This is a genomic window from Streptomyces lateritius, assembly GCF_014649715.1.
Classification (GTDB): Bacteria; Actinomycetota; Actinomycetes; order Streptomycetales; family Streptomycetaceae; genus Streptomyces; species Streptomyces lateritius.
Genome location: NZ_BMTO01000010.1, coordinates 236,032 through 260,296, shown reverse-complemented (window position 1 = coordinate 260,296; position 24,265 = coordinate 236,032). Strand labels below are relative to the sequence as shown.

The following is a 24,265-nucleotide window of genomic DNA, read 5'->3' as shown; positions in this document are numbered from 1 at the left end:
GCGGCGGGTGACGATTCCCCGGCCTGACCTCTCCACGCTGCGGGGGCCGTGCCGGGTCCACCACGCGGGGCGGGGCACTCGGCTGAACGGTTCTCCCGAACGGGCGAGGGGCGCGTCCCGACGCCCGTGGTTAGCATCCGACAAGGGGGCGGCCCACACACGGCTCGGAGGCCTTCATGCAGCACGGACCCGCATCGCACCTGTCGGTGAACCGTTCACGGCTCGGCCACAAGATGCGCTACGCGCTGCGGCATCCGGAGCGCGTTGTGCCCTACCTGCGCCGGGCGGGGCGGGACAGCTGGCTGCGGCTGCGGCACCGGGGCAGCCATGTCGCCTACTACCGGGCCGTGATGGCCTCCGACACGGCACGCAGCCCCGAGGCGGCGGTCGGTGGCGGACCCTCGCACGACCGCTGGCTGGCCATCGGACAGATGCAGTACGACTACCTGGTGGGGCACGGGCTGACGCCGCGGGACCGGATGCTGGAGATCGGCTGCGGCAACCTGCGCGCCGGCTGGCGGTTCATCGAGTACCTGGAGCCCGGCCACTACTACGGGATCGACATCTCCCCCGACATCCTCATCGAGGCCAAGAAGACGCTGGTCCGCTACGGTCTGCAGGCCAAGCGCCCCTATCTGACCCCCGTCGACGACCTGAAGCTGGACTTCCTTCCGGACGCCTGGTTCACGGTGGTACACGCCCACAGTGTCTTCTCGCACTCGCCGGCCGACGTCATCGACGAATGCCTGGCGCACGTCGGACGCGTGCTGGCACCCGGCGGATTCTTCGACTTCACCTTCGACCGCACGGAGGGAGTCGAACACCACGTGCTGGGGGAGGACTTCTACTACCGCACGGAAACGCTGACGCGGCTGGCCGCGAAGCACGGCCTCGTCGCCCGCTTCATGGACGACTGGGAACAACTGCCCCATGGTCAATCGAAACTCCGCGTCTCCCACCCCGCGGCCGACCCGGACCGGGACGACGAGCGGCCTTCCCGTCCGGCTGCGGCTGCCGACGTGCCCGCGGTGGAGCCCTGAGCCATGGCCCCTTGTGCTCTGTCCGCCCGCTCGTCCGCCCCCGCCCGTCAGCGGCGGGCCGTCACCGTGGCGTCCACCGCGAAGAGCTGCTCCTCCACATGGTCCAGGGCCAGACGCAGCGCGCCCGTGCCCACCGCCGCCTCGCCCAGCATCGACAGGACCACCCGCGGGGGCCGCAGGCAGAAGCGGGCGAGTTCGTCGCGCAGCGGCTGCAGGACGCCGTCCAGGCCGGCGGCCCAGCCACCGATCACCACCAGTTCCGGGTCGAGCGCGAGGACCAGGGCCGCCACGTCGTGCACCAGACGCTGAGTGAACCGCTCCACGGCGGCTCCGGCCCGGGCGTCACCCCTCCGGGCCAGCGCGAACACCTCGGCGACCGCCTGTTCGTCCAACGGGTGAAGGGGTTCGTCCGTGGTCGACAGCAGATGCTCGGGGGTCACCCCGCGGCCGAGCAGATGCAGCGCCCCGATCTCCCCGGCCGCCCCGCCGTACCCGCGGTGCAGACGCCCCCCGATCAGCGAACCCGCGCCGGGGCTCAACCCGGCGAGGACGAAGACGATGTCGTCGGAGTCGGTCGCCGCGCCCTTCCAGTGCTCGGCGACGGCCGCCGCGTTCGCGTCGTTCTCCACCAGCACCGGGCAGCGGAACGACCGCCTCAACCGCTCCCCGAGCGCCAGGCCGGTCCAGCCGGGCAGCGCGGTACCGAGCCGCACGGTCCCGTCCGCCTCCACGATCCCCGGCGTCCCCACCCCGACCGCCCGTAGGTTGGCGCGCGGGACGCCGGCCCTGCGCAGCACGTCGGCGACCACCGTACGGACCCGCTCCAGGCGCTCGTCCGCGGGAGCCGTCTCGGAGACCTCGCGGGCCCCGGCGCCGATGATCCGTCCGTCGAGCCCCGAGAGCAGCGCGGCGACCCGGTGCGGGACGATCTCGATCCCCAGCAGGTGCCCGGCCTCCGCCCGGAAGCGGAACCTCCGCGCCGGCCGCCCCTGCCGCCGGGCCTCGCCCTCCTCGGGCGCCGCCTCGACGACGAGCCCCCCGACGATCAGCCCCTCGACCACGCCCTCGACCGTCGGGCGCGACAGACCCGTGACCCGGGTCAGGTCCGTGAGTGTGAGCGCGTCGGCGCCCCGCAGAGCATGGAGTACCACCGCGGAATTGATCCGCCGCAGCAGCGACGGATCCCCGCCGGTCAGCCGCCCCACCGTGTGTCCCTCCAGCTCGTGCACATGTTTGCCGGATGGTACTCAATGCCCGGGGGTGCGGCGAGCGCCCCCCTCGGCCGGCTCGACCGCCGGAGCGCCGGGGCGAAGCCGCGGGTGAGGCGATGGGTGATGCGGCGGGTGAGGCGGGTGAGGTCTGACGGAACGCCAATTGTCAGTGGGCGGCGCTTTACTGGGGTCATGACCACGGCACGCCACCTGGCAGCGATCGACTTACTCCGCTCCCGCGCCTTCCCCGAGGCGCCGGGCCGGACGGAGCTGGGAGAGAGCGGCCCGGGCTTCCACATCGCCGAGCTCGCCACCAGCGAGGAGTTCTGGGAGGACGACGGCACCCGTTGGTTGGAGGTCGCCGACCAGTACGAAGCGGAACGGGTCGCGCTGTCGGTGCTGCTCGCGGCGCGCTGGGGACCGCCGCGGATCATGGGGCTCTGGTCTCTCCTGGAGCGCGGCATGGCGGGCGAGGACATACCGGAGCCCTGGTCCTCGCTGAGCGGCCAGGCGCCCGATCTGCACCTGTGGCGGGTGGAGGGCCGGTGGACCGCCCTCGGCGTCTCGAACTGGGACAAGGAGCTGCCCTTCCAGCTCCTCGCCGTCGTCACGACGGTCGACCCGCCCTGAGGGATCCGTCCGGACCCCGTCGGTCCTCGACCCCCGCGGCCTCCCGCAGTCGGGCGAACTCCTCCGCCATCGCCCCCACCGACCAGTGCGCGTTGAGCCCGCTCGGGTTGGGCAGGACCCAGATCCGGGTCTCCCCGACGGTCCGCTCCTGCGGGCCGACGACGGCACGGCGCTCCCCGAACGCCGTGCGGTACGCGGTGATGCCGACGACCGCCAGCCACCTCGGCCGCAGCCGCTCCACCCGCTCGGTCAGCAGTCTGCCGCCCTCGCGGAACTCCTCGTCGCTCACCTCGTCGGCCCGCGCGCTCGCCCGTGCGACCACGTTCGTGATGCCGAGACCGTACGAGAGCAACTCCTCCTGCTCCGACGGTTTCAGCCTGCGCGGGGTGAAGCCGGACAGTTCGAGCACCGGCCAGAACCGATTGCCCGGGCGCGCGAAGTGGTGGCCGGTGGCCGCCGACATCAGCCCCGGATTGATGCCGCAGAAGAGCACGGAGAGGCCGCCCGCGACCACGTCGGGGACGACACGGTCGCGAGCGGCCTCGAGCTCCTGCGGCGAGAACCCGGTCAGAGGATCGACCCGGGGGTGTACGTGGCGGCCTCGGGACGCTGCTTGACGATCTCCTCGATACGGGAGACCACGGCCGCGACCTGGCCGGCGGCGGCGCCGGTGAACGACAGCTTGTCCGCCATCAGCGCGTCGAGCTGCGCCCGGTCCAGCGGGATCCGCTCGTCGGCGGCCAGCTTGTCGAGCAGCTCGTTGCGCTCGGCTCCCTGCTCGCGCATGGCGAGGGCGGAGGCGACGGCGTTCTCCTTGATGGCCTCGTGGGCGAGCTCGCGGCCGACCCCGGCGCGTACGGCACCCATCAGGACCTTGGTGGTGGCCAGGAAGGGGAGGTAGCGGTCGAGCTCGCGGGCCACGACGGCCGGGAAGGCGCCGAACTCGTCGAGCACGGTCAGGAAGGTCTCCAGGAGACCGTCGAGGGCGAAGAACGCGTCCGGCAGCGCCACCCGGCGGACCACCGAGCAGGAGACGTCGCCCTCGTTCCACTGGTCGCCGGCCAGCTCGCCGGTCATCGACGCGTATCCGCGCAGGATGACCATGAGGCCGTTCACACGCTCGCAGGAGCGGGTGTTCATCTTGTGCGGCATCGCGGAGGAGCCGACCTGGCCGGGCTTGAAGCCCTCGGTGACCAGCTCGTGGCCGGCCATCAGACGAATCGTCTTGGCGACCGAGGACGGAGCGGCGGCCAGCTGGACGAGCGCGGTGACGACGTCGTAGTCGAGCGAGCGGGGGTAGACCTGGCCCACCGAGGTGAAGGCGTGCGCGAAGCCGAGGTGACCGGCGATGCGCTGCTCCAGCTCCGCCAGCTTGGCCGCGTCGCCGCCGAGCAGGTCGAGCATGTCCTGCGCTGTGCCGACCGGGCCCTTGATGCCGCGCAGCGGGTAGCGCGCGAGCAGTTCCTCGAGACGGCCGTAGGCGACGAGCAGCTCGTCGGCGGCCGTCGCGAAACGCTTGCCGAGCGTCGTGGCCTGGGCGGCGACGTTGTGGGAGCGGCCGGCCATGACCAGCTCGGCGTACTCCCCGGAGAGCTTGCCGAGGCGGGCGAGGACCGCGACGGCGCGGTCGCGCATCAGCTCCAGCGAGAGGCGGATCTGCAGCTGCTCGACGTTCTCGGTCAGGTCGCGGGAGGTCATGCCCTTGTGGACGTGCTCGTGACCGGCGAGGGCGTTGAACTCCTCGATGCGGGCCTTCACGTCGTGCCGGGTGACCTTCTCACGCTCGGCGATGGAGGCGAGGTCGACCTGGTCGAGCACGCGCTCGTAGTCGGCGAGGGCCGCGTCCGGAACCTCGATCCCGAGGTCCTTCTGGGCACGCAGCACCGCGAGCCACAGCCGGCGCTCCAGCTTCACCTTCTGCTCGGGGGACCAGAGGACGGCGAGCTCCGCGGAGGCGTAGCGGCCGGCCAGGACATTGGGGATACGGGGCTTCGCAGCAGCAGTCACGTGACCTGATTCTACTGGCGGTTTGTGCAGGCCAGCGCCACGGCCGGGTTCGTCTCTTGCTACGAGACGCCCGTCACGCCCGCTCCCGCCCGCCTGTCAGGACTCCGGCGGCAGGTGGTACGGCAGCAGGTCCGGGCGCTTGGCCGGGCGGCCGTCGCCGGAGGAGCGCCCGGTGAGGCGGCGCCCGATCCACGGGCCGAGGTGCTCCCTGGCGAAGCGCGCGTCGCCGATCCGCCGCGTCACCCAGCCCGGGGGCAGGGCCGGCGGCAGCGGCGCCCGCCAGTCGTCCTCCGGGTCCATGCCCAGGGCCTGCCACACGGCCTCGGCCACGCGCCGGTGCCCCTCGCCGGTCAGGTGGAGCCGGTCGACGTCCCACATCCGCTGGTCACCGAGGGCGGGCGCGCCGTACAGGTCGACCACCAGGGCGCCGTGACGGGCTGCGAGCTCGTCGACGTACCCGAAGAGCTCCTCCATGCGAGCCCGGAAGCGCTCCATGACCGGACCGTTGCGGCCAGGGCTGCGCATCAGGACCAGCTGTCCGCAGGACGGTGCCAGTTTCTCGACCGCCTCGGTGAGCAGGCCCCGTACCCGTCCCATGTCGCACTTCGGGCGCAGGGTGTCGTTCAGGCCGCCGACCAGGGTCACCACGTCCGCCTTCATGGCGGCGGCCACGTCCACCTGCTCCTCGACGATCTGCCCGATGAGCTTTCCCCGGACGGCGAGGTTGGCGTACCGGAAGTCGGGCGTACGGGCGGCCAGCCGGGTCGCGAGGAGGTCCGCCCACCCCCGGTAGGTCCCGTCGGGCAGTCGGTCCGACATGCCCTCGGTGAAGCTGTCGCCCACGGCGACAAGACTGGTGTAGGTGGCATTCATCTCCATGGCGGAGCGATCATACCGTGCGGTATGCGGGCCGGGTCCACGGAGGCGGACCGCCGGAGGTGACCCGCCGGACGCCGGGCCGACATCAGACGGGGCCCGGGGCGAAGATCCCCCGGGGCCCCGCCTGCGGGTGCTGCGGTGATGCGGTGACAGCCGGCCCTACGACAGGCCGGCCCTACGACGGCGCCGGACGCCCCACGAGCTTGCGCAGCACGTCCTCCATCGTGACGAGGCCGGCCAGCTTGCCGTCCTCGTCCAGGACCGCCGCCAGGTGCGTACGGCTGCGGCGCATCGCCGTCAGTACGTCGTCCATCGGCGTGGCCGCCCGCACCCGGGCGATCGGACGGAGCGCCGACACGGGGAAGGGCAGATCGCGCGGTGACGCGTCCAGGGCGTCCTTCACATGGAGGTAGCCCAGGATCCGGCGCCCCGAGTCGACCACCGGGAAGCGGGAGAAGCCCGACTGCGCGGCCAGCGCCTCCAGCTCCTCCGCCGTCGTGCCCACCGCCGCGTACACGACCCGCTCCACCGGCATGACCACGTCCCGCACCGGACGACGGCCGAGCTCCAGGGCGTCGTGCAGCCGCTCCGCCGCACGGTCGTCGAGCAGACCGGCGACACCGGCGTCGGTGACCATCCGGGCCAGCTCGTCGTCCGAGAACGTCGCCGAGACCTCGTCCCTCGTCTCCACGCGCAACAGCTTGAGCAGCGCGTTGGCGAAGGCGTTGATCGTGAAGATCACCGGCCGCAGGGCCCGCGCGAGGGTCACCAGCGGCGGGCCGAGGAGCAGCGCGGTGCGCGTCGGCTCGGCGAGGGCGATGTTCTTCGGAACCATCTCGCCGAGCAGCATGTGCAGGTACGTCGCCACGGCCAGCGCGATGACGAACGAGATCGGGTGCACCAGGCCGTGCGGCACGCCGACCGCGTCGAAGACCGGCTCCAGCAGGTGGGCGATGGCCGGCTCGGCGACGATGCCGAGGACCAGGGTGCACAGCGTGATGCCGAGCTGCGCGGCGGCGAGCAGCGCGGAGACGTGCTCGAGACCCCAGATGACGCTGCGCGCCCGCCGGTTCCCGGCCTCCGCCTCCGGTTCGATCTGACTGCGGCGTACGGAGATCAGGGCGAACTCCGCGCCGACGAAGAAGGCGTTCACCACCAGGGTCAGCAAGCCGATCAGCAACTGGATCGCGGTCATCGGCCCGCCTCCCCGGTGTCGGAGTCCTGCGCGGGCGGCACGTGCATCAGCACGCGAGCGGCCCGGCGTCCTGAGGCGTCCACCACTTCGAGCTGCCAGCCGGCCAGCTCCACGCGGTCACCGACGGCGGGGATCCGCCCCAGCTCGGTGGCGAGGACACCCGCCAGCGTCTCGTACGGGCCGTCCGGTACCCGCAGACCGATCGCCTCCAGCTGATCGGTGCGCGCCGCGCCGTCCGCCGACCAGAGCACGCGCCCGTCCGCGTCGACGCCGGCCCGGGCGAGGTCAGGCGTCTCGTGCGGGTCGTGCTCGTCGCGCACCTCGCCGACGACCTCCTCCACGATGTCCTCGAGCGTCACGACGCCGGCGGTGCCGCCGTACTCGTCGATGACGACGGCCATGGTCTGCTTGCCCGACAGCCGGTCGAGCAGCCGGTCCACGGTCAGCGTCTCCGGGACCAGCAGCGGCTCGCGCAGCATGTCCCCGATGCGCCGGAGCCGGCGCTGGTCGGCCGGTATGGCCAGGACGTCCTTGATGTGGACGATGCCGACCACCGAGTCGAGGCTCCCGCGGTAGACGGGGAAGCGGGAGAGGCCGGTCGCGCGGGTCGCGTTCGCGACGTCCTCGGCGGTGGCCTGCACCTCCAGCGCGGTGACCTGGACCCGCGGGGTCATCACGTTCTCCGCCGTCAGCTCGGCCAGATTGAGCGTCCGTACGAACAGCTCGGCGGTGTCCGCCTCCAGCGCGCCCTGCTTGGCGGAGTGGCGGGCCAGGGCGACCAGCTCCTGCGGGGAACGGGCCGAGGCCAGCTCCTCGGCCGGCTCCATGCCGATCCGGCGCAGGATCCGGTTCGCCGTGTTGTTGAGATGGCTGATCAGCGGCTTGAAGGCGGCCGTGAAGACCCGCTGGGGGGTGGCCACCCGTTTGGCGATCGCCAGCGGCGAGGAGATGGCCCAGTTCTTCGGGACCAGCTCGCCGACGACCATCAGAACGACGGTCGACAGGGCGGTGCCGAGGACGAGGCCCACCGATGAGGCGACCGAGGGGGACAGGCCGAGGTCCTCGACCGGACCGCGGATCAGCTTGGCGATGGAGGGCTCGGAGAGCATGCCGACGATCAGGTTGGTGACCGTGATGCCGAGCTGGGCGCCGGAGAGCTGGAAGGTGAGGGACTTGACGGCCTTCAGAGCACTCTCCGCGCCGCGCTCGTCCCGCTCCACGGCGCGCTCGAGCTCGGACCGCTCGACCGTGGTGAGCGAGAACTCGGCCGCGACGAAGGCGCCGCACGCGAGCGAGAGCAGCAGCGCCACCATGAGCAGAAGCACTTCAATCATCGGTTCACCTCCGTCCCATGATCAGTCAGGGGCACGGGGATCGCTCGATGTCGACTGGTACTGGGAGGCTCGCCCATGGGCGGACGCTCACACCTTTCGGTCGTCGGGAAATGAAGTACCCATGGTAAAGGGTGGGCAAAGCAGTCAGCTGATCACCCCTGATCACAGCTGATCAGCCCTGCGTGGCGGCCGGCAGCGGCTTCACCCAGCGGGTCCACTGCTCCTCGGGGCCGTACTCCGCCGCTCGCCAGGCGTGCTGCCCGAGGGTGTTGCGATCGAGCACCATGGCGTCCGCCCGACGCCCGCCGAGCCGGACGAAGCGCTCCTCGGCCGCCGCGAGCAGCGCCCCGCCGACGCCCCGGCGGCGATGGTCCGGGTGGACGGCGAGCCGGTACAGGTGACAGCGCCAGCCGTCGAACCCGGCGATCACCGTGCCGGCCAGCTCGCCGCCGCGCTCCGCGAGGATCAGAGCCTCGGGGTCGCGGGCGACGAGCCGCTCGATCCCGTCACGGTCGTCGCTGATGCTGGTGCCCTCGGCGGCGACCTTCCAGAAGGCCAGCACGGCGTCGAGGTCGGCCGCCGCGGCGGCCCGGATGCGTACGTCGTTCATGCACCGCATCCCACCACCGTCCCGGCGGCCCGTCGACCGCGTTTCGCGATGTGGGCCCACGGGCGCCGACGGCTCGGCTCCCGCGGACTCAGTTCCCGCGCAGCTCCTCGATGACGGGGCCGAAGGCCTCCATGGCATCGTCCAGGACCGTGAAATAGGAGAACCCGTACCGCTCGCGCCGCTCACGCAGCTGGTCGGCGATCTCCCGCACACCGCCGACGGCGAGCAGCGGCAGCTCCCGCACCTCCTCCTCGCTCAGATGGGAGACGTACGGACGGAAATCCGCCGTCGCCGCCGCACGGTCGTCGGTCACGACGACCCGCTGGAGCAGCAGATTCAGCTCGGCCGGAGCGGCGCGCCCCGCCTCCTTCTCGAACCGGCGGTACGCGGCCACCCGCTCGTCCATCTCCTTGGGGGCCAGCACGGTGACGCGGCCGCCCTCGGTGCGCCCGCCGGCGAAGGCCATCACGTCGGCGTGCCGGGCGGCGAGACGCAGGACCCGGTCGCCGTTACCGCCGATCAGCAGCGGAGGGCGCGGCGATCCCTCCGCGGCGAGGACGCGGTCCAGCTCCTCGACCGTACGCCTCAGGTGGTCCACGCGGGCGCCCGGCGGAAGGAACTCGATGCCCGCCCGCTCGTGCTCCTCGCGCACATAGCCCGTCCCGAGCCCGAGCTCCAGACGACCCCCGGTCAGGGCGTCCGTCGTGGTGACCTCGCGGCCCAGCAGGGTCGGGTTCCAGAAGCCCGCGTTGAGCACGAAGGTCCCCACCCGCGGCCGGGTCGTCGCCTCGGCCGCCGCCACCAGGGCCGGGAACGGCGCGGGCATCCCCAGGTGGTCGGGGACCAGGATCACGTCGTAGCCCAGCTCCTCGGCGCGGCGACAGCGCTCCCGCCACTCCTCGCCCGTCCCCGGCCTGAGCATGTTCACAGCGAAGCGGAACGGTAACGCCATGGCGTCTCCCCCTGTAGGTGTCGTTGACCGTCCGAACGTACGCCCCCGTCCGCTACCTCCGCCGTGCGGCCCCCAACACACAGAAGGACGTGGGAAGTCGGGGACCCTTCTCGGGGACGAGGAAGCTGCGGTGCGCGATGCGCTCGAATAACGCCGCCTCGATCGCGGCGAGCGGGTCACGGGCCGTGTGACAGCCGCCGAACAGCCGCGGCCACACCGTGCGGTCGAGAGCCCGCTGGGCCCGGGCCATCCCGCGACCCGGCGCCGCCCCGTGCTCGAAGAACCGCAGCTCGCCGCCCGGCCGCAGTACCCGGTGCAACTCGGCGAGCGCCCGCGGCACGTCCCGCACCGAGCACAGGACCAGGGAGACCACCGCCGCGTCGAAGGCCTCGCTCTTCACCGGCAACGCCTCCGCCGCGCCCGGCACCACGTCCACCGGGACGTCCGCGCGCAGGGCGGCGTCGGCCGCCAACTGCCGCAGGTGCCGCTCCGGTTCGATGGCCACGACCTCGGAGACGGTACGGGGGTAGTGGGCGAAGTTCAGGCCGTTCCCCGCGCCGATCTCGATGACGCGGCCGGACAGGCCGGACAGCAGCTCCGTACGGAGGGGCCCGACGCCGCCCTTCTCGTCGGCGGAGACGCTGAACCGTGCGTAGAAGCGGGCGAAGAGGGGATGGTGGACGGCGTCCCGGGGGACCCGGGTGGAACGCGGGGACATCGCGGACCTCCTGCGGCGCTCGACGGCGCAGACGTGGACGGGGTGATTCTTCCCCGTCCCGAGCCGCTCAGCCCGTCACGAAGCAGAACTCGTTGCCCTCCGGGTCGCGCATCACCTGGAAGGCCCCGTGGTCGTCGGCGACGATCTCCGCGACCCGCTCCGCCCCCAGGCCGGTCGCCTCGTCGGCCGCCGCGTCCAGTCCGGCCACCTCCAGGTCGAGATGGAGCCGGTTCTTCACGGCCTTGCCCTCCGGCACCCGCTGGAACGCGAGCCGGACGAACCCCGGCGGGTCGACGTACGACCAGTCGGGGTTCCGGTCGACCGGGGCCCCACCGAGGAGTCCGGCCCAGAACCGGACGAGACGCGCCGGATCGGCGCAGTCGAAAACGATCTCCTGAACCTGTGCACGCATCCGTCCACCCTACGGATGCCGGGCGCTGTTCCAAGGGAATCGCCGCGCGTTTCAGGCCCGCTCGCCAGGAGCGAACCGGCCGGCGAACACCGCCGCGTCCCAGTCCCCGCCGAGCGGGGGTGCCAGCCACTCGCCCGCGCGCGCCCGGAACTCCGCCGGGTCCAGCGTGCCCGCGCCCTCCGGCACGGCCCCCAGCAGCGGCGCCGCGGCCGCTTCCGGCAGATCCGCCAGATTGCAGCGCGCGGCCAGATCGGGTGAGACCGGCCAGCTGCCCACCACCACGCCCAACTGCTCGATGCCGCGCGCCCGCAGCGCCTCGGCGGTGAGCGCGGTCGCGTTGAGCGTGCCGAGCCCGGCCGGGGTCACGACCAGGACGGGTGCGCCGAGCAGACGGGCCGCGTCGGCGAGGGTGCCGCCGTCGTCGTCGAACCGGACCAGGAGGCCGCCCGCGCCCTCCACCAGGACCAGGTCGTGCTCGGCGGCCAGCTTCGTGGCCGCCTCGGCGACCTCCTGGGGCCCCACCGGCGCCGAACGCGCCCGGCGGGCGGCCGTGGCGGGCGCCAACGGCTCGGGGAACCGACCCAGTTCGGTTGAGGTCACGGCCCCGGAGAGGCGTACGACCTCGTCCGCGTCCCCTCGCTCGCCCGGTTCGAGCCCGGTCTGCGCGGGCTTGAGCACGGCGACCGACCGGCCCTGCGCGGTGGCCACGGCGGCCACGGCGGCCGTCACGATCGTCTTACCGATCTCCGTGCCCGTACCGCTGACGACGATGACGGCCATGGTGTGTTCGCGTCCTCTCTCCGTGTCCGCGCGCGTCGGCGCGGTCGAGTGTGCCGACCCGCGAGCGTGCCCCGGAGGGCCCGGCCGTGGGGACCGGCCTTTCGTTCCCCGGGCGAGTGGCCCGGTCGGTGACCTGCTGCCGCCGCGGGGCGGCTGGGGTCGGTCACGGCTGCCGCAGTGGCGCCGACCGAGTCGGTCAGCCGCTGCGGCAGCAGCGCGGCCCGGCCGCTGACCGGCGACCGCAACACCGCCGCCGAGTCCGTCACCCGCTCTGCCGCGGCAGCGGCGACCGCCCGTTCACCATCTGCCGCAGCGGCGCGGCGGTCCCCCACGCCGCAGCAGCGCCGACCGGGACCGGTCACCGTCTGCCGAGGCAGCGCCCAACTGCCGGTTCCTGCTGCCGTAGCAGCGCGCCCCGGTCGGTGACCGGCTGCCGCAGCCGCGCCGCCCGGTAGGTCAGCCCGCCGCCGCGGCCGCGCGGACGGCGGCGCAGATGCGGGCCAGGTCCTCGTCGCCGGTCACGTACGGCGGCATGACGTAGATCAGGTCGCGGAACGGCCGCATCCAGACACCCGCCCGCACCGCCGCCTCGGTCGCCGCGGCCATGTCGACCGGGTGGTCGAGCTGGACCACGCCGATGGCGCCGAGCACCCGGACGTCCAGAACGCCCGGCACCGAGGCCACCTCCGCGAGCCCCTCGCGGAGCCCCGCCTCGATCCGCTTGACCTCCACCGCCCAGTCCTGCGACAGCAGCAGGTCGATCGAGGCGCAGGCCACCGCCGAGGCCAGCGGATTGCCCATGAACGTCGGCCCGTGCGCGAGGACCGGGACCTCGCCGCGCGAGATCCCCTCGGCCACCCGCGACGTGCACAGCGTCGCCGCCATCGACAGATAACCACCGGTCAGCGCCTTGCCCACGCACATCACATCCGGTGAGACCCCGGCGTGGTCGGCGGCGAACAGCGCACCGGTACGGCCGAAACCGGTCGCGATCTCGTCGAAGATCAACAGGACGTCGTGCGCGTCGCAGGCCTCGCGCAGGACGCGCAGGTACGCGGGGGAGTGGAACCGCATCCCGCCCGCGCCCTGGACCACCGGCTCCACGATCACCGCGGCCAGCTCGTCCGCGTGCTCCGCGATCCGCTCCCGCAGCAGTTCGGCGTACGACTCCTCGTACTCCACGGGCGGCGCGTCCACGAAGGCCTGGCGCTGCAGGACGCCCGACCACAGCTCGTGCATTCCGCCCTGGGGGTCGCACACCGACATCGGCTGCCAGGTGTCACCGTGGTAACCGCCCCGCCAGGTGAGCAGCCGCTGCTTCCCGGGGCGTCCCACCGAGCGCCAGTACTGCAGGCACATCTTGGCCGCGACCTCGACGGAGACCGAGCCCGAGTCGCTGAGGAAGACGTGCCGCAGCGGCTCGGGGGTGATCTCCACCAGACGGGCGGCGAGCCGGACGGCCGGCTCATGGGTGAGACCGCCGAACATGACGTGGCTCATCCGGTCCAGCTGGCCGCGCACCGCCTCGTTGAGCACCGGGTGGTTGTAGCCGTGGACGGCCGACCACCACGAGGACATGCCGTCGATCAACTCGGCCTGCCCGTGGACGGGTTCGGCGAGCCGGAGCCGTACCCCGGACGCGGACGCGACCACCAGGGGGTCCGTACGGCCCGGCATGGGGCCGTACGGGTGCCAGACGTGCGCCCGGTCCAGGGCGAGCAACTCGCTGTTACGCATTGGGCGCGAGGTCCGTCCCGGCGCCCCGGCGGCGGACGGCCACCAGGTCGGTACGGGCGTTCGGGACTTCGGCGACAGGCTCCGGTACGTCGGCGACAGGCTCCGTCGTCGGGTTCGCGGCCTCGGGCCCGGGACCGCCGCACGGCCCACAGCCACCGCCCGCCCCGGCCTCCGCGTGCGAGCCGCAGCCACCGCCCGCGCCCGCCTCCGCGTGCGAGCCGCAGCCACCGCCCGCCCCGGCCTTCGCCTGCGAGCCGCAGCCACCGCCCGCCCCGGCCTTCGCCTGCGAGCCGCAGCCGCCGCCCGCCGCGGCGAGCGCGTCGGCCCGGTGCTCGGGCAGCGTCGTCGTACCCGCGCCCTCCACCTCGAAGCCCGCATCCGCGATCATGTCCAGGTCAGCCTTGCCCGCCTGGCCCTCGCTCGTCAGGTAGTCGCCGAGGAAGATCGAGTTCGCCAGGTGCAGCGCCAGCGGCTGCATCGACCGCAGGTGCACCTCGCGGCCGCCCGCGATCCGTACCTCCACGTCGGGGCAGACGAACCGCACCATCGCCAGGATCCGCAGACACCGCTGCGGAGTGAGGTTCCATTCCTTGGCGAGCGGGGTGCCCTCGAACGGGATCAGGAAGTTGACCGGCACCGAGTCCGGGTCCAGCTCGCGCAGGGCGTAGACGACGTCGACCAGGTCCTCGTCGCTCTCACCCATGCCCGCGATCAGACCCGAGCAGGCGGACAGACCGGCGGCGTGCGCCTTCTGCACCGTGTCGACCCGGTCCGCGTAGGTGTGGGTGGTGGTGATCTCCCCGTACGTCCCCTCGGACGTGTTGAGGTTGTGGTTGTACGCGTCGGCTCCGGCCTCCCGCAGCCGCTCCGCCTGGCCGTCCGAGAGCAGACCGAGGCAGGCGCAGACCTCCACGCCCTCGTTCTGTTCCTTGATCGCCTCGATGGTCTTGCCGACCCGGTCCACGTCACGGTCGGTCGGGCCGCGGCCGCTCGCCACCAGGCAGACCCGCTTCGCGCCGCCCGCCACACCGGCGGCGGCCGCCTGGGACGCCTCGTCCGGCTTCAGCCAGGTGTACTTGAGGATCCCGGCCGTGGAGCCGAGCCGCTGCGAACAGTAGGAGCAGTCCTCGGGACACAGCCCCGACTTCAGATTGACCAGGTAGTTGAGCTTCACCCGCCGCCCGAACCACTGACGGCGCACCTTGCCGGCCGCGGCCACCACATCGAGCAGTTCGTCGTCGGAGGTCGCCAGCACGGCGAGCGCTTCTTCACGGCTCGGCAGTTCGCGCCGCAGCCCCTTGTCCACCAGCGTGTTCAGCAGGTCCATAAGGGCTGATCCTGGCCTACGGCACACCCCGGGGCCAAGGAGGATCCGAACAAACGAGGCCGATTGAGGTGTGTGCATGGCCACACCCTGACCTCGGCCGCGGGCGGTTAGGGTCTGTGCGCTGCCTACAAAAGGATCTGCCCCATGTACCGGGACGAGGACACGCGCGACGAGGCCACGCGGGGCGGGGCCGCGTCCGGCGAGGCTGTGCGCGACGAGGTCGCGCCTGACGAGGCCGTACGGGCCGAGGTCACGCGCCGGACCGCGTTCGACTGGACCGATGCCGAGGCGCGCCGCCGCGAGCGCGCCGGTCTCGTACGCACGCTCAGGCCGCGCGCCGCCGAGTCCGAGCTGCTCGACCTGGCGAGCAACGACTACCTCGGCCTGACCCGCCGCCCCGAGATCACCGAGGCGGCCGCGGAGGCGGCCCGGCGCTGGGGCGCCGGTTCCACCGGATCGCGGCTGGTCACCGGCACCACCCGGCTGCACACCCGGCTGGAGCGCGAACTCGCCGATTTCTGCGGATTCGAGGCAGCCCTCGTCTTCTCCTCCGGCTACACCGCCAACCTTGCCGCGCTGACCGCGCTGAGCAGCCGTGACGGGCTGATCGTGTCGGACGCCGGCAACCACGCCTCGATCGTGGACGGCTGCCGCCTCTCCCGCGCCGAGACGACGGTGGTCCCGCACGCCGACCCCGAGGCGGTACGCAAGACCCTGCGGGCGCACGAGGGACGCCGGGCCCTCGCCGTCACCGACTCGGTCTTCTCGGTGGACGGCGACCGGGCCCCGCTGGCGGAGCTGGCCGATGCCTGCCGCGCGCACGGCGCCGCGCTCGTCGTGGACGACGCCCACGGTCTGGGCGTGCTCGGTGACGGTGGCCGGGGAGCCCTGCACGAGGCCGGACTCGCGGGCGACGAGGACGTCGTCGCCACCCTGACCCTCTCCAAGTCGCTGGGCAGCCAAGGCGGAGCGGTCCTCGGCCCGGCCCGGGTCGTCGAGCACCTGGTCAACGCGGCCCGTACGTTCATCTTCGACACGGGGCTCGCCCCGGCCGCCGCCGGAGCCGCGCTCGCGAGCCTGCGGCTGATCCACGGCGAACCCGCGCTCGCCCGGCGCGCCCGCACCGTCGCGGCCACCCTGCACACGCTGCTCACCGAAGCGGGCCTGACGGCCGTCCGGCCGGACGCGGCCGTCGTCTCGGTCCGCGCCCCGTCACCCGAGGCGGCGCTGCGATGGGCGGCCGACTGCCGCGAGCAGGGGCTGGCCGTGGGCTGCTTCCGGCCGCCGTCGGTGCCGGACGGCATCTCGCGGCTGCGACTCACGGCACGGGCGGATCTGACCGGCGCGGAGATCGAGCGCGCGGTCGCCACGATCGTGCGGACCGCACCGGCCGTGTGACGCGGCCACTCGGCGGCGGGCCGGCGGCGCGCGCCGCCGCAACCCACAGCCACGGCGCCGGTAGGCGTGCCAACGCCGCTCTCACATAGCGGAGTTCAACGCTTCGAGCGACAGATGTACACATATCTTGGTGGATCGCCGCCCAGAGCGGCACGATCGGTGGCACTCTGACGCGAAGCGCAATCCGGGGCGGGGCTCCGGTGGGAAAGGGACAGCGTCGCCATGGCAGACCACCAGGAAGCAACCGTCACTCTGCCGAGCGATCCCGCCTCGGTGCCCGCCGCCCGGAGGTACGTCGCCGACGTCCTGAGCGGTTGGGGGCTCGCCGGGGGAAGTGACACCGCCGACACGGTCCGGCTGATCGTCTCGGAGCTGGCGACCAACGCCGTCCAGCACACTCTCGGACAGTCGCCCACGTTCACCGTCGACATCCGTCTGGAGCGCGAGGAACAGCTCCGCATCGGCGTCACCGACAGCCATCCGCGCCCGCCCCGGCGGCTCCCCGCGGCGGTGCAGCAGGACAACGGCCGGGGCATGGTCATCATCCGCTTCCTGGCCGCCGAGGCGGGCGGCCGCCTGTCGGTCACGCCGACCGACCAGGGCGGCAAGACCGTCTGGATCGACCTCCCGTGGACGGCCGCCGCCGGCTGACGACGACGGCGTCCGTCACCGGGCCGGCGACGCCCGTGCGAAACCACCCCGCAGAAGGGCCCGGAGGGACTGGGCCGCAGGTCCCGACTCCGTGCCGCGGTGCGCCACCGAGATCGTCCGCCGGAACGACGTCGGCTCCAACGCCCGTACACCCAGCGGCGTCGCCGCCATCGCGGCGACCATCTCCGGCACGACCGCCACTCCGAGCCCGGCGCTGACCAGCGCGCACACGAGCGCGTATCCCGGCGTGCGGCAGACCACCGCCGGGGTCGCGCCGATCCGGGCGAGCTCGCCCTCGACCCCCCGTCGCGGTGCGTGGTCCGGCGCGCTGCTGATCAACGGCTGGCCCGCCAGCTCCTCGATCGGCAGCCGGCCCGAGCCACCGGCCAGTACGTGACCGGGCGCGGTGACCAGGACCAACTCCTCGGCCAGCAAGGGCTCGAGTTCGACCCCTGGCGGCAGCGGAGCGGACTGCGCCGGCTCGTAGGCATGGGTCAGGGCCAGATCCACCTCGCCCCCGGCCACGGCGAGCACCCCGCCCGGCGGCTCGTACTCGGCGACCGTCATCTCCACGTCCGGATGGGCCCGCCGGAACGCGCTGAGCACCGGTGGCAGCAGATGGATGCCCACCGTGGTGAACGTGCCGACCCGCAGCCGCCCGCCGGAGAGGCCGCTGAGCCGAGCCAGTTCGTGACGGGCCCGGTCCATCTCGTCCAGGACCCGACGCGCCCGTGTGACGAGCAGTTCGCCCGCCGCCGTCAGACGCGCGCCGCGGTGATGGCGTACGAGCAGGGCCGCACCCGCCTCCCGCTCCAGCTTCGCGAGCTGCTGCGAGAGCGCCGGGGCGGTGTATCCGAGACGGGCGGCGGCCCGGGTGATGGAACCGTCCTCGGCGACCGCCACCAGCGCCGCGAGCCGCACCAGATCCTGCATAAAGGATTCCTTTGGACCGACCCAGAAGATTGCACATACATGCTAAAGGCTGGGCTGGTGCACGCTGAGGCCCATGGACGGACAGCTGATCGCCTTCATCGGCGTCGCGGCGGGCATGGTGGCCATGCCGGGCGCCGACTTCACGGTCGTGGTACGCAGTGCGCTCGCCTCGCGGGGCGCGGGGCTGGCCTGCGCCGTCGGGGTGGCGGGCGGACTCCTTGTCCATACGGCGCTGGCGGTGGCCGGCCTGGCGGCCGTGCTGATCGCCGTGCCGGTGCTCTACCGCGTGCTGCAGATCGCGGGCGGCGCGTACATCCTCTGTCTCGGCGTCCAGGCGCTGCGCGGCGCCCTGCGGGCGACCGGGAGAACGCCGGCCGACACCGCGGGGGAGGCGGGGGCCGGGCGCGCACTGCGCCGGGGGTTCCTGACCAATGTGCTGAACCCCAAGGCACCGGTGCTCTTTCTGAGTCTGCTGCCCCAGTTCGTACCGGACGGCGCCGCGGTGCTGCCGCGCACACTGATGCTGGCGTCGATCGTGGTGGTGCTGGCTCTGCTCTGGTTTCCCCTGGTCGCCGTGCTCGTGGACCGCCTCGGCCACCGGCTGCGGCGTCCACGGCAGGCACGGACCGTGCAGGGGGTGACCGGCGGCGCGCTGGCCGCCCTGGGGCTGACGCTCCTGTCGGCCCCGCTCGCGGGGAAGTGAGCGGGACCCGCGCGAGAGGGTGCGGTGGCGCCCCCGCACCCCTCGGCACATCAGTCGTCGGTCAGTGGGTCAGCGGACCCGGCCGTAATAGACCTTGGACGACCAGATCTTGTCCAGCTTCACCCAGGAACCCCTCTTCGGAGAGTGCCAGATCTTGCCGCTGCCGGCGTAGATGCCCACGTGGTACACCCTCCCGCCGGAGTGGAAGAAGACCAGGTCCCCCTTCTGCCGGCTGGACGCGGAGATGTGCCGGGTCTTGTTGTACTGCTGCTGCGCGGTTCGGGGCAGTGACTTGCCCGCCTTCTTGTACGAGTAGAGCGTGAGCCCCGAGCAGTCGAACCGGGACGGGCCGGCCGCTCCGTACTTGTAGGGCGATCCCTTCTTCGAGGCCGCCACGTCGAGGGCCTTGCCCGCGTACGAGGTGGCGGCCTGGGCCTCCGGTGCGGCGCCTGGCGCCAGCATCGTCCCGCCGACGGCGGCGAGGGTGAGAGCCGAGACGGCTCCGGCCCGGGAGAACAGGGACGGGACATGAATCTGCGCAGTCATGCGCAACCCTTCGTCAGCCGCCTGTGAAGGATGACCTGTCGGGTTCGGGCTGGCGAAGTTGCCCGGCCGCGGCTGCGGCTTCACCCCGAGGAACGGCCCCACTGCTCGGTCGTCCCGTACTGCCTGGGTCCTCCACTCCTGCCGATCCACTCCTGTCGACCAGACATCCGGGACAGCGGCAGGACTCGGCGTCCGCCCGGACCGCCCCGCCGCGGTGGCGGGGGCTTGTCGTCGTCAGGGATCTTGACCCACAACCTGGTCGAAAACCGAGTTGAAACGGCGATATGTGAGGCTCCTCACGACTGATCCATTCGGGTGGACAGACATGTTTCGTGATCTTCGGAAGGTTCGCCTACGAGCCCCGTACCAGGGCTGGAGCAGCCGATTCGACCAGATGTGTACACCCGCTGCGCAACTCACCCCGTACATAAGTCGATTCATCTACTACGCCGAACGAGGGAGGGTTTCTGCGGCTTCGCTGGTCCGAGTGGACCTCGACACGACACGCGGGAATGTCAACTCATCGATGCTCCCGGGAGGGTGACCCGGTCCGTCCGGCGCTCCCCGCCCAGGACGCGCAGCGCGCGGGCCAGGGTCTCCGCGTGCACCTCGCTCTCGCCGCGCGCGTGCATCACCGTCAGTGCGTCGCGCAGCGCCGTCGCCCGGCTCACCAGCGTCTGGGCGGCTCGCAAGGCCCCATAAGTATGTGACGTTCTGGATGGATTGATCCTCCCCAGCAGGTCGACCACCTCGAGATAGGCGGCGATGAACTCGCCCTCGGCACGCGTGAGGGCGGGCAACGGCGGCAGTTCGGGGGCCATGTCCGGGTCACCGGCCCCCGCCGCCGACCGCCCCGCGGTTCTGGATCACGTGGTCGACCAGGCCGTAGGCGACGGCGGCCGGGGCGTCGAGGACGGTGGCCCGGTCGAAGTCGGCGTCGACCCGCTCGGGGCTCCGGCCGGTGTGGGTGGCGAGCATGCCGGCCACCATCGCGCGCAGCCGCAGCAGTTCTCGCGCCTGGATGTCGAGATCGCTCGGCTGTCCCTGCAACGGCTCGCCCATCGAGGGCTGCTGGAGCACCACGCGGGCGCCGGGCAGCGCGAGCCGCTTGCCGGGCGCTCCGGCCGCGAGCAGGACGGCGGCGGTGGAGGCCGCCTGGCCCAGGCAGATGGTCTCCACGTCGCAGGTGACGACCTGCATCGTGTCGTAGATCGCGGACATGGCGCTGAGCGAACCGCCGGGGGAGTTGATGTAAAGCGAGATGTCCCGGTCCGGGTCGGCGTACTCCAGGTGGAGGAACTGGGCGATGACGTCGTTGGCCGAGGTCTCGTCGACGGGGGTCCCGAGGAAGACGATCCGCTCCTCGAGCAGCTTCGAGTAGGGGTCGAGGGTCCGGCTGCCGAAACTGGTGCGCTCGGTGAACTCGGGCAGGACGTAGCGGGCGTGCATGGTGCATCACTCCTTGCCGCGCGGGGGCTTCGCGCTCGGTAAAAATGTACAGGACGTACAGACCGTAAGATGAGGAGCATGGCCTACGAGATTCCGGTGACGCAAGCACGGGCAGAGCTCGCCGACCTGATCAACCGCGTGGTGTACGGCGACGAGCGGGTGGTCGTGACCCGGCACGGAAAGCCGCTCGTGGCGCTCGTCTCCGCCGCTGACCTGCAACGACTCGAGGAGGCGGAGGCCCGGGAGCGTGAAGCGGCGGAGGAGCGGGTGATCAGTTCGGTCTCCCGCATCGGCGGCGCCGCGTCAGCTCCGGGCGAACAGGGCCGCTTCGGCATCGCCGCCCACCATCGCGAGCCCGGCACGTAGCGGCCGTATACGACCCGCCTCCGGGACGCGGCGCGGCCGCGGTATGCGGTCCCGCCCGGGGTCATGACCATGGGCACGCAAAGCCACAGTTAACGCGCCGGAAAAACTTGCGCCCTAACGTGCAATGTCTGGCCCGGCAGCCCGTCGCCGCAGCTCAACAGAGCGTTGAAGATCGGTAACGTCCGCTGCTGTCCGGGAGACCCGCCCGGTGGACGACTGTGAGGTGGAAGCGTGCAACTGACCCCGCACGAGCAGGAACGCCTGCTCATTCATGTGGCGGCGGACGTGGCCGAGAAGCGCAGAGCGCGCGGAGTGAGGCTCAACCACCCCGAGGCCGTCGCCCTGATCACCTCCCACATCCTGGAGGGCGCCCGGGACGGCCGTACGGTCGCCGAGCTCATGGCGTCCGGTCGCAAGGTGCTCTCCCGCGAGGACGTCATGGACGGCATCCCGGAGATGATCCACGACGTGCAGGTCGAAGCCACCTTCCCCGACGGCACCAAGCTCGTCACCGTCCACGACCCGATCCTCTGACGGGGAAGGCGCGCCGATGATTCCCGGAGAGATCCTGCACGGAGACGGCCCCGTCGCCCTCAACGAGGGCCGCCCCGTCACCCGCCTCACCGTTCTCAACGCCGCGGACCGGCCCGTCCAGGTCGGCTCCCACTACCACTTCGCCGAGGCCAACCCCGGCCTCGACTTCGACCGCGCCGCCGCGCGCGGACAGCGGCTGCACATCGCCGCCGGGACCGCCGTGCGCTTCGAACCCGGCATCCCCGTCGAGATCGAACTCGTCCCCCTCAGGGGCCGGCGGGTCGTCCCCGGCCTGCGCGGCGAGACCGCGGGCCCCCTCGACGGAGCCTCCGCCACCCCTGACGCCGACGGAGGCGACCGTGCCTGACCTGCACCGCGCCGTCTACGCCGACCTGTTCGGCCCCACCACCGGCGACCGCGTCCGGCTCGCCGACACCGACCTGCTCGTCGAGATCGAGGAGGACCGCTGCGGCGGCCCCGGCCGCGCCGGCGACGAGGCGGTCTTCGGCGGCGGCAAGGTCATCCGGGAGTCGGTGGGCCAAGCCCGGACGACCCGCGCCGAGGGCGCGCCCGACACCGTCATCACCGGCGCCGTCGTCCTCGACCACTGGGGCGTCGTCAAGGCCGACATCGGCATCCGCGACGGCCGGATCACCGCTCTCGGCAAGGCCGGCAACCCCGACACCATGGACGGCGTCCACCCCGACCTCGTGATCGGCCCCGAGACGGAGGTCATCGCCGGCAACGGGAAGATCCTCACCGCGGGCGCCGTCGACGCCCACGTCCACTTCATCTCGCCCACCCTCGTCGACCAGGCGCTCGCCACCGGCGTCACCACCCTCGTCGGCGGCGGCACGGGCCCGGCCGAGGGGACGAAGGCCACCACCATCACCCCCGGCCCCTGGCACATGGCCCGGATGTTCGAGGCACTGGACACCTTCCCCGTCAACATCGGTCTGCTCGGCAAGGGCAACACCATGTCCCGGGAGGCCATGCACTCCCAACTGAGGGGCGGAGCGCTCGGCTTCAAGATCCATGAGGACTGGGGGGCGACACCGGCCGCCATCGACGCCTGCCTGAACGTCTGCGACGAGACCGGCGCCCAACTCGCCATCCATACAGACACCTTGAACGAGGCGGGCTTCGTCGGGGACACCCTCGCCGCCATCGCGGGCCGTACCGTCCACGCATACCACACCGAGGGAGCGGGTGGCGGGCACGCGCCCGACATCATCACCGTCGTCTCCGAGCCGTACGTCCTGCCCAGCTCCACCAACCCGACCCGGCCGCACACCCTCAACACCGTCGAGGAACACCTCGACATGCTGATGGTCTGTCACCACCTCAATCCCGCCGTGCCCGAGGACCTCGCCTTCGCCGAGTCCCGCATCCGGCCCTCGACCATCGCCGCCGAGGACGTCCTCCACGACCTCGGCGCCATCTCGATCATCTCCTCCGACTCCCAGGCCATGGGCCGCATCGGTGAGGTGATCATGCGCACCTGGCAGACCGCGCACGTCATGAAGAAGCGCCGGGGCGCCCTGCCCGGCGACGGCCGCGCGGACAACCACCGGGCCCGCCGCTATGTCGCCAAGTACACGATCAACCCCGCCGTCGCCCAGGGCATGGACCACCTCATCGGCTCCGTCGAGCCGGGCAAACTCGCCGACCTGGTGCTGTGGGATCCGGCGTTCTTCGGGGTGAAGCCGCAGACCGTCATCAAGGGCGGCCAGATCGCCTACGCCCAGATGGGCGACGCCAACGCCTCCATCCCCACCCCGCAGCCCGTCCTGCCCCGTCCGATGTTCGGTGCGCTCGGCAAGGCGGCGGCCGCCGGATCGGTCAACTTCACGGCCCGGGCCGCGATCGAGGACGACCTGCCCGAACGGCTCGGGGTCGGCAAGGCGTTCGTGGCGATCGGCAGCACCCGCCGGGTCACCAAGGCGGACATGCGGGAGAACGACGCCCTGCCTCGGGTCGAGGTCGACGCCGACACCTTCACGGTGACGATCGACGGCGAGCCGGTCGAGCCCGCACCCGCCGCCGAACTGCCCATGGCCCAGCGCTACTTCCTCTTCTGATGATCACCGCACCGACGATCCCGCCAGCCACCGCCGGACCCGCCCGGACGGAGGCCGCACCGGCACCCGGACCCGCACCACGGGCCGCGGCCGGGGGCCGCGCCGCCCTCCTCGTGCTTGCCGACGGCCGCTTCCCCGCCGGCGGGCACGCCCACTCCGGCGGGGCCGAGGCCGCCGTCAAGGCCGGCCGCATCACGGACGCGACGAGCCTCGCCGCGTTCTGCCGGGGCCGGCTGCACACCAGCGGTCTCACGGCGGCGGGCCTCGCCGCCGCGGCGGCGCTCGGACTCGACCCGTACGCGCTCGACGAGGCCGCCGACGCCCGGACCCCGTCACCCGTCCTGCGCACCGTCGCCCGCAAGCTCGGCCGGCAGATGATGCGGGCGGCCCGCGCGGCCTGGCCCTGCCCCGAACTCGACGCGCTCGCGGCCGCGTTCCCGCGCGGCGCCCATCAGCCCGTCGTCCTCGGCGCCGCCGCCCGCGCCGCCGGTCTCGGCCCCGAGGACGCCGCCCACTGTGTCGCTTACGAGACGGTCGGCGGCCCCGCCACCGCCGTGGTACGCCTCCTCGGCCTGGACCCCTTCCAGGCCACCGCCGTCCTCGCCCGCCTCGCCCCCGAGATGGACCGGGTCGCCGAAGTGGCCGCGACCGCCGCCCGGCAGGGCCTCGACGCCCTGCCCGCCGCGTCCGCGCCCCTCCTCGACATCACCGCCGAGCAGCACGCGGCCTGGCCCGTCCGCCTCTTCGCGTCCTGAGCGCCCAGCACACCCCA

At 72.6% G+C, this 24,265-nt stretch carries 27 protein-coding genes and 1 riboswitch; of the genes, 10 read left to right on the top strand and 17 right to left on the bottom strand.

What is annotated here, in order from left to right; genetic code table 11:
* Window positions 1-176: 176 nt before the first annotated feature.
* On the top strand, window positions 177-1,040 hold the full coding sequence (locus IE136_RS22060) for a class I SAM-dependent methyltransferase (protein ID WP_189601184.1): 864 nt from the start codon (window positions 177-179) through the stop codon (window positions 1,038-1,040).
* Between the two features lie 47 nt (window positions 1,041-1,087).
* Here IE136_RS22060 and IE136_RS22055 read toward each other — a convergent pair whose 3' ends face one another.
* Window positions 1,088-2,245 carry an ROK family transcriptional regulator gene (locus IE136_RS22055; RefSeq protein ID WP_189601224.1) on the bottom strand — a complete coding sequence of 386 codons (1,158 nt, stop codon included), beginning with the start codon at window positions 2,243-2,245 and terminating at the stop codon, window positions 1,088-1,090.
* A 198-nt stretch (window positions 2,246-2,443) separates the two neighbouring features.
* On the opposite strand from IE136_RS22055, the gene IE136_RS22050 reads away from it, so the two are divergent.
* The gene (locus IE136_RS22050) at window positions 2,444-2,881 is read left to right on the top strand and encodes a hypothetical protein (RefSeq protein ID WP_158985111.1); all 438 of its coding nucleotides are present in this window, start codon (window positions 2,444-2,446) and stop codon (window positions 2,879-2,881) included.
* On the opposite strand, the gene mug is transcribed toward IE136_RS22050, so the two are convergent.
* The 12 genes from mug to bioB form a co-directional block, all read right to left on the bottom strand.
* The gene (mug, locus tag IE136_RS22045) at window positions 2,859-3,452 is read right to left on the bottom strand and encodes a G/U mismatch-specific DNA glycosylase (protein WP_158994029.1); all 594 of its coding nucleotides are present in this window, start codon (window positions 3,450-3,452) and stop codon (window positions 2,859-2,861) included. The genes IE136_RS22050 and mug overlap by 23 nt on opposite strands.
* Complete coding sequence (purB, locus tag IE136_RS22040) at window positions 3,449-4,888, bottom strand: adenylosuccinate lyase (protein WP_158985109.1); 1,440 nt, start codon at window positions 4,886-4,888, stop codon at window positions 3,449-3,451. The genes mug and purB overlap by 4 nt, the downstream gene beginning before the upstream one ends.
* A gap of 96 nt (window positions 4,889-4,984) precedes the next feature.
* Window positions 4,985-5,767, bottom strand: coding sequence for an SGNH/GDSL hydrolase family protein (locus IE136_RS22035; protein WP_158985107.1), 783 nt, complete (start codon window positions 5,765-5,767; stop codon window positions 4,985-4,987).
* Window positions 5,768-5,942: 175 nt separating this feature from the next.
* A complete protein-coding gene (locus IE136_RS22030; RefSeq protein ID WP_158985105.1) occupies window positions 5,943-6,962 on the bottom strand; it encodes a hemolysin family protein in 1,020 nt (339 codons plus the stop codon).
* A complete protein-coding gene (locus IE136_RS22025) occupies window positions 6,959-8,296 on the bottom strand; it encodes a hemolysin family protein (protein WP_158985103.1) in 1,338 nt (445 codons plus the stop codon). The genes IE136_RS22030 and IE136_RS22025 overlap by 4 nt, the downstream gene beginning before the upstream one ends.
* 172 nt (window positions 8,297-8,468) lie before the next feature.
* On the bottom strand, window positions 8,469-8,906 hold the full coding sequence (locus IE136_RS22020; RefSeq protein WP_158985101.1) for a GNAT family N-acetyltransferase: 438 nt from the start codon (window positions 8,904-8,906) through the stop codon (window positions 8,469-8,471).
* Between the two features lie 88 nt (window positions 8,907-8,994).
* Window positions 8,995-9,858, bottom strand: coding sequence for an LLM class F420-dependent oxidoreductase (locus tag IE136_RS22015; protein WP_158985099.1), 864 nt, complete (start codon window positions 9,856-9,858; stop codon window positions 8,995-8,997).
* Between the two features lie 52 nt (window positions 9,859-9,910).
* Entirely contained in the window at window positions 9,911-10,576 is a 666-nt protein-coding gene (locus IE136_RS22010; protein WP_189601183.1) for a class I SAM-dependent methyltransferase, read from the bottom strand.
* A gap of 67 nt (window positions 10,577-10,643) precedes the next feature.
* Window positions 10,644-10,988 carry a VOC family protein gene (locus IE136_RS22005; protein WP_158985095.1) on the bottom strand — a complete coding sequence of 115 codons (345 nt, stop codon included), beginning with the start codon at window positions 10,986-10,988 and terminating at the stop codon, window positions 10,644-10,646.
* A 51-nt stretch (window positions 10,989-11,039) separates the two neighbouring features.
* Complete coding sequence (gene bioD, locus IE136_RS22000) at window positions 11,040-11,768, bottom strand: dethiobiotin synthase (RefSeq protein WP_189601182.1); 729 nt, start codon at window positions 11,766-11,768, stop codon at window positions 11,040-11,042.
* A gap of 456 nt (window positions 11,769-12,224) precedes the next feature.
* Entirely contained in the window at window positions 12,225-13,505 is a 1,281-nt protein-coding gene (locus IE136_RS21995) for an adenosylmethionine--8-amino-7-oxononanoate transaminase (RefSeq protein WP_189601181.1), read from the bottom strand.
* Complete coding sequence (bioB, locus tag IE136_RS21990; RefSeq protein ID WP_189601180.1) at window positions 13,498-14,832, bottom strand: biotin synthase BioB; 1,335 nt, start codon at window positions 14,830-14,832, stop codon at window positions 13,498-13,500. The genes IE136_RS21995 and bioB overlap by 8 nt, the downstream gene beginning before the upstream one ends.
* A 144-nt stretch (window positions 14,833-14,976) precedes the next feature.
* Here bioB and IE136_RS21985 point away from each other — a divergent pair, with 144 nt between their 5' ends.
* Together IE136_RS21985 and IE136_RS21980 are read left to right on the top strand one after the other, a co-directional pair.
* Window positions 14,977-16,230: an 8-amino-7-oxononanoate synthase gene (locus IE136_RS21985; protein WP_158985087.1), complete on the top strand. Its 1,254-nt coding sequence runs from the start codon at window positions 14,977-14,979 to the stop codon at window positions 16,228-16,230.
* 222 nt (window positions 16,231-16,452) lie between these two features.
* A complete protein-coding gene (locus tag IE136_RS21980) occupies window positions 16,453-16,881 on the top strand; it encodes an ATP-binding protein (protein WP_158985085.1) in 429 nt (142 codons plus the stop codon).
* Between the two features lie 15 nt (window positions 16,882-16,896).
* On the opposite strand, the gene IE136_RS21975 is transcribed toward IE136_RS21980, so the two are convergent.
* A complete protein-coding gene (locus tag IE136_RS21975; protein WP_158985083.1) occupies window positions 16,897-17,814 on the bottom strand; it encodes a LysR family transcriptional regulator in 918 nt (305 codons plus the stop codon).
* 73 nt (window positions 17,815-17,887) lie between these two features.
* On the opposite strand from IE136_RS21975, the gene IE136_RS21970 reads away from it, so the two are divergent.
* Entirely contained in the window at window positions 17,888-18,517 is a 630-nt protein-coding gene (locus IE136_RS21970; protein ID WP_189601179.1) for a LysE family translocator, read from the top strand.
* A 69-nt stretch (window positions 18,518-18,586) separates the two neighbouring features.
* Here the strand turns inward: IE136_RS21970 and IE136_RS21965 are convergent, their stop codons facing one another.
* The 3 genes from IE136_RS21965 to IE136_RS21955 form a co-directional block, all read right to left on the bottom strand.
* Window positions 18,587-19,063 (bottom strand): C40 family peptidase, encoded by a 477-nt coding sequence (locus IE136_RS21965; protein WP_158985079.1) that lies wholly within the window; start codon window positions 19,061-19,063, stop codon window positions 18,587-18,589.
* Between the two features lie 3 nt (window positions 19,064-19,066).
* A riboswitch (cyclic di-AMP (ydaO/yuaA leader) is annotated at window positions 19,067-19,184 on the bottom strand.
* 394 nt (window positions 19,185-19,578) lie between these two features.
* A complete protein-coding gene (locus IE136_RS21960; RefSeq protein ID WP_189601178.1) occupies window positions 19,579-19,884 on the bottom strand; it encodes a hypothetical protein in 306 nt (101 codons plus the stop codon).
* 7 nt (window positions 19,885-19,891) lie between these two features.
* Entirely contained in the window at window positions 19,892-20,512 is a 621-nt protein-coding gene (locus IE136_RS21955; RefSeq protein ID WP_189601177.1) for a ClpP family protease, read from the bottom strand.
* 78 nt (window positions 20,513-20,590) lie between these two features.
* Here IE136_RS21955 and IE136_RS21950 point away from each other — a divergent pair, with 78 nt between their 5' ends.
* From IE136_RS21950 to IE136_RS21930, 5 genes are all read left to right on the top strand, one after another.
* On the top strand, window positions 20,591-20,878 hold the full coding sequence (locus IE136_RS21950; protein WP_158985073.1) for a type II toxin-antitoxin system Phd/YefM family antitoxin: 288 nt from the start codon (window positions 20,591-20,593) through the stop codon (window positions 20,876-20,878).
* Window positions 20,879-21,109: 231 nt separating this feature from the next.
* The gene (locus IE136_RS21945; protein ID WP_158985071.1) at window positions 21,110-21,412 is read left to right on the top strand and encodes an urease subunit gamma; all 303 of its coding nucleotides are present in this window, start codon (window positions 21,110-21,112) and stop codon (window positions 21,410-21,412) included.
* Between the two features lie 16 nt (window positions 21,413-21,428).
* On the top strand, window positions 21,429-21,779 hold the full coding sequence (locus tag IE136_RS21940; RefSeq protein ID WP_189601176.1) for an urease subunit beta: 351 nt from the start codon (window positions 21,429-21,431) through the stop codon (window positions 21,777-21,779).
* Window positions 21,772-23,493, top strand: a complete 1,722-nt coding sequence (locus tag IE136_RS21935; RefSeq protein ID WP_189601175.1) for an urease subunit alpha — start codon at window positions 21,772-21,774, stop codon at window positions 23,491-23,493. The genes IE136_RS21940 and IE136_RS21935 overlap by 8 nt, the downstream gene beginning before the upstream one ends.
* The gene (locus IE136_RS21930; protein WP_158985065.1) at window positions 23,493-24,248 is read left to right on the top strand and encodes an urease accessory protein UreF; all 756 of its coding nucleotides are present in this window, start codon (window positions 23,493-23,495) and stop codon (window positions 24,246-24,248) included. The genes IE136_RS21935 and IE136_RS21930 overlap by 1 nt, the downstream gene beginning before the upstream one ends.
* The last annotated feature ends 17 nt before the right edge of the window (window positions 24,249-24,265 follow it).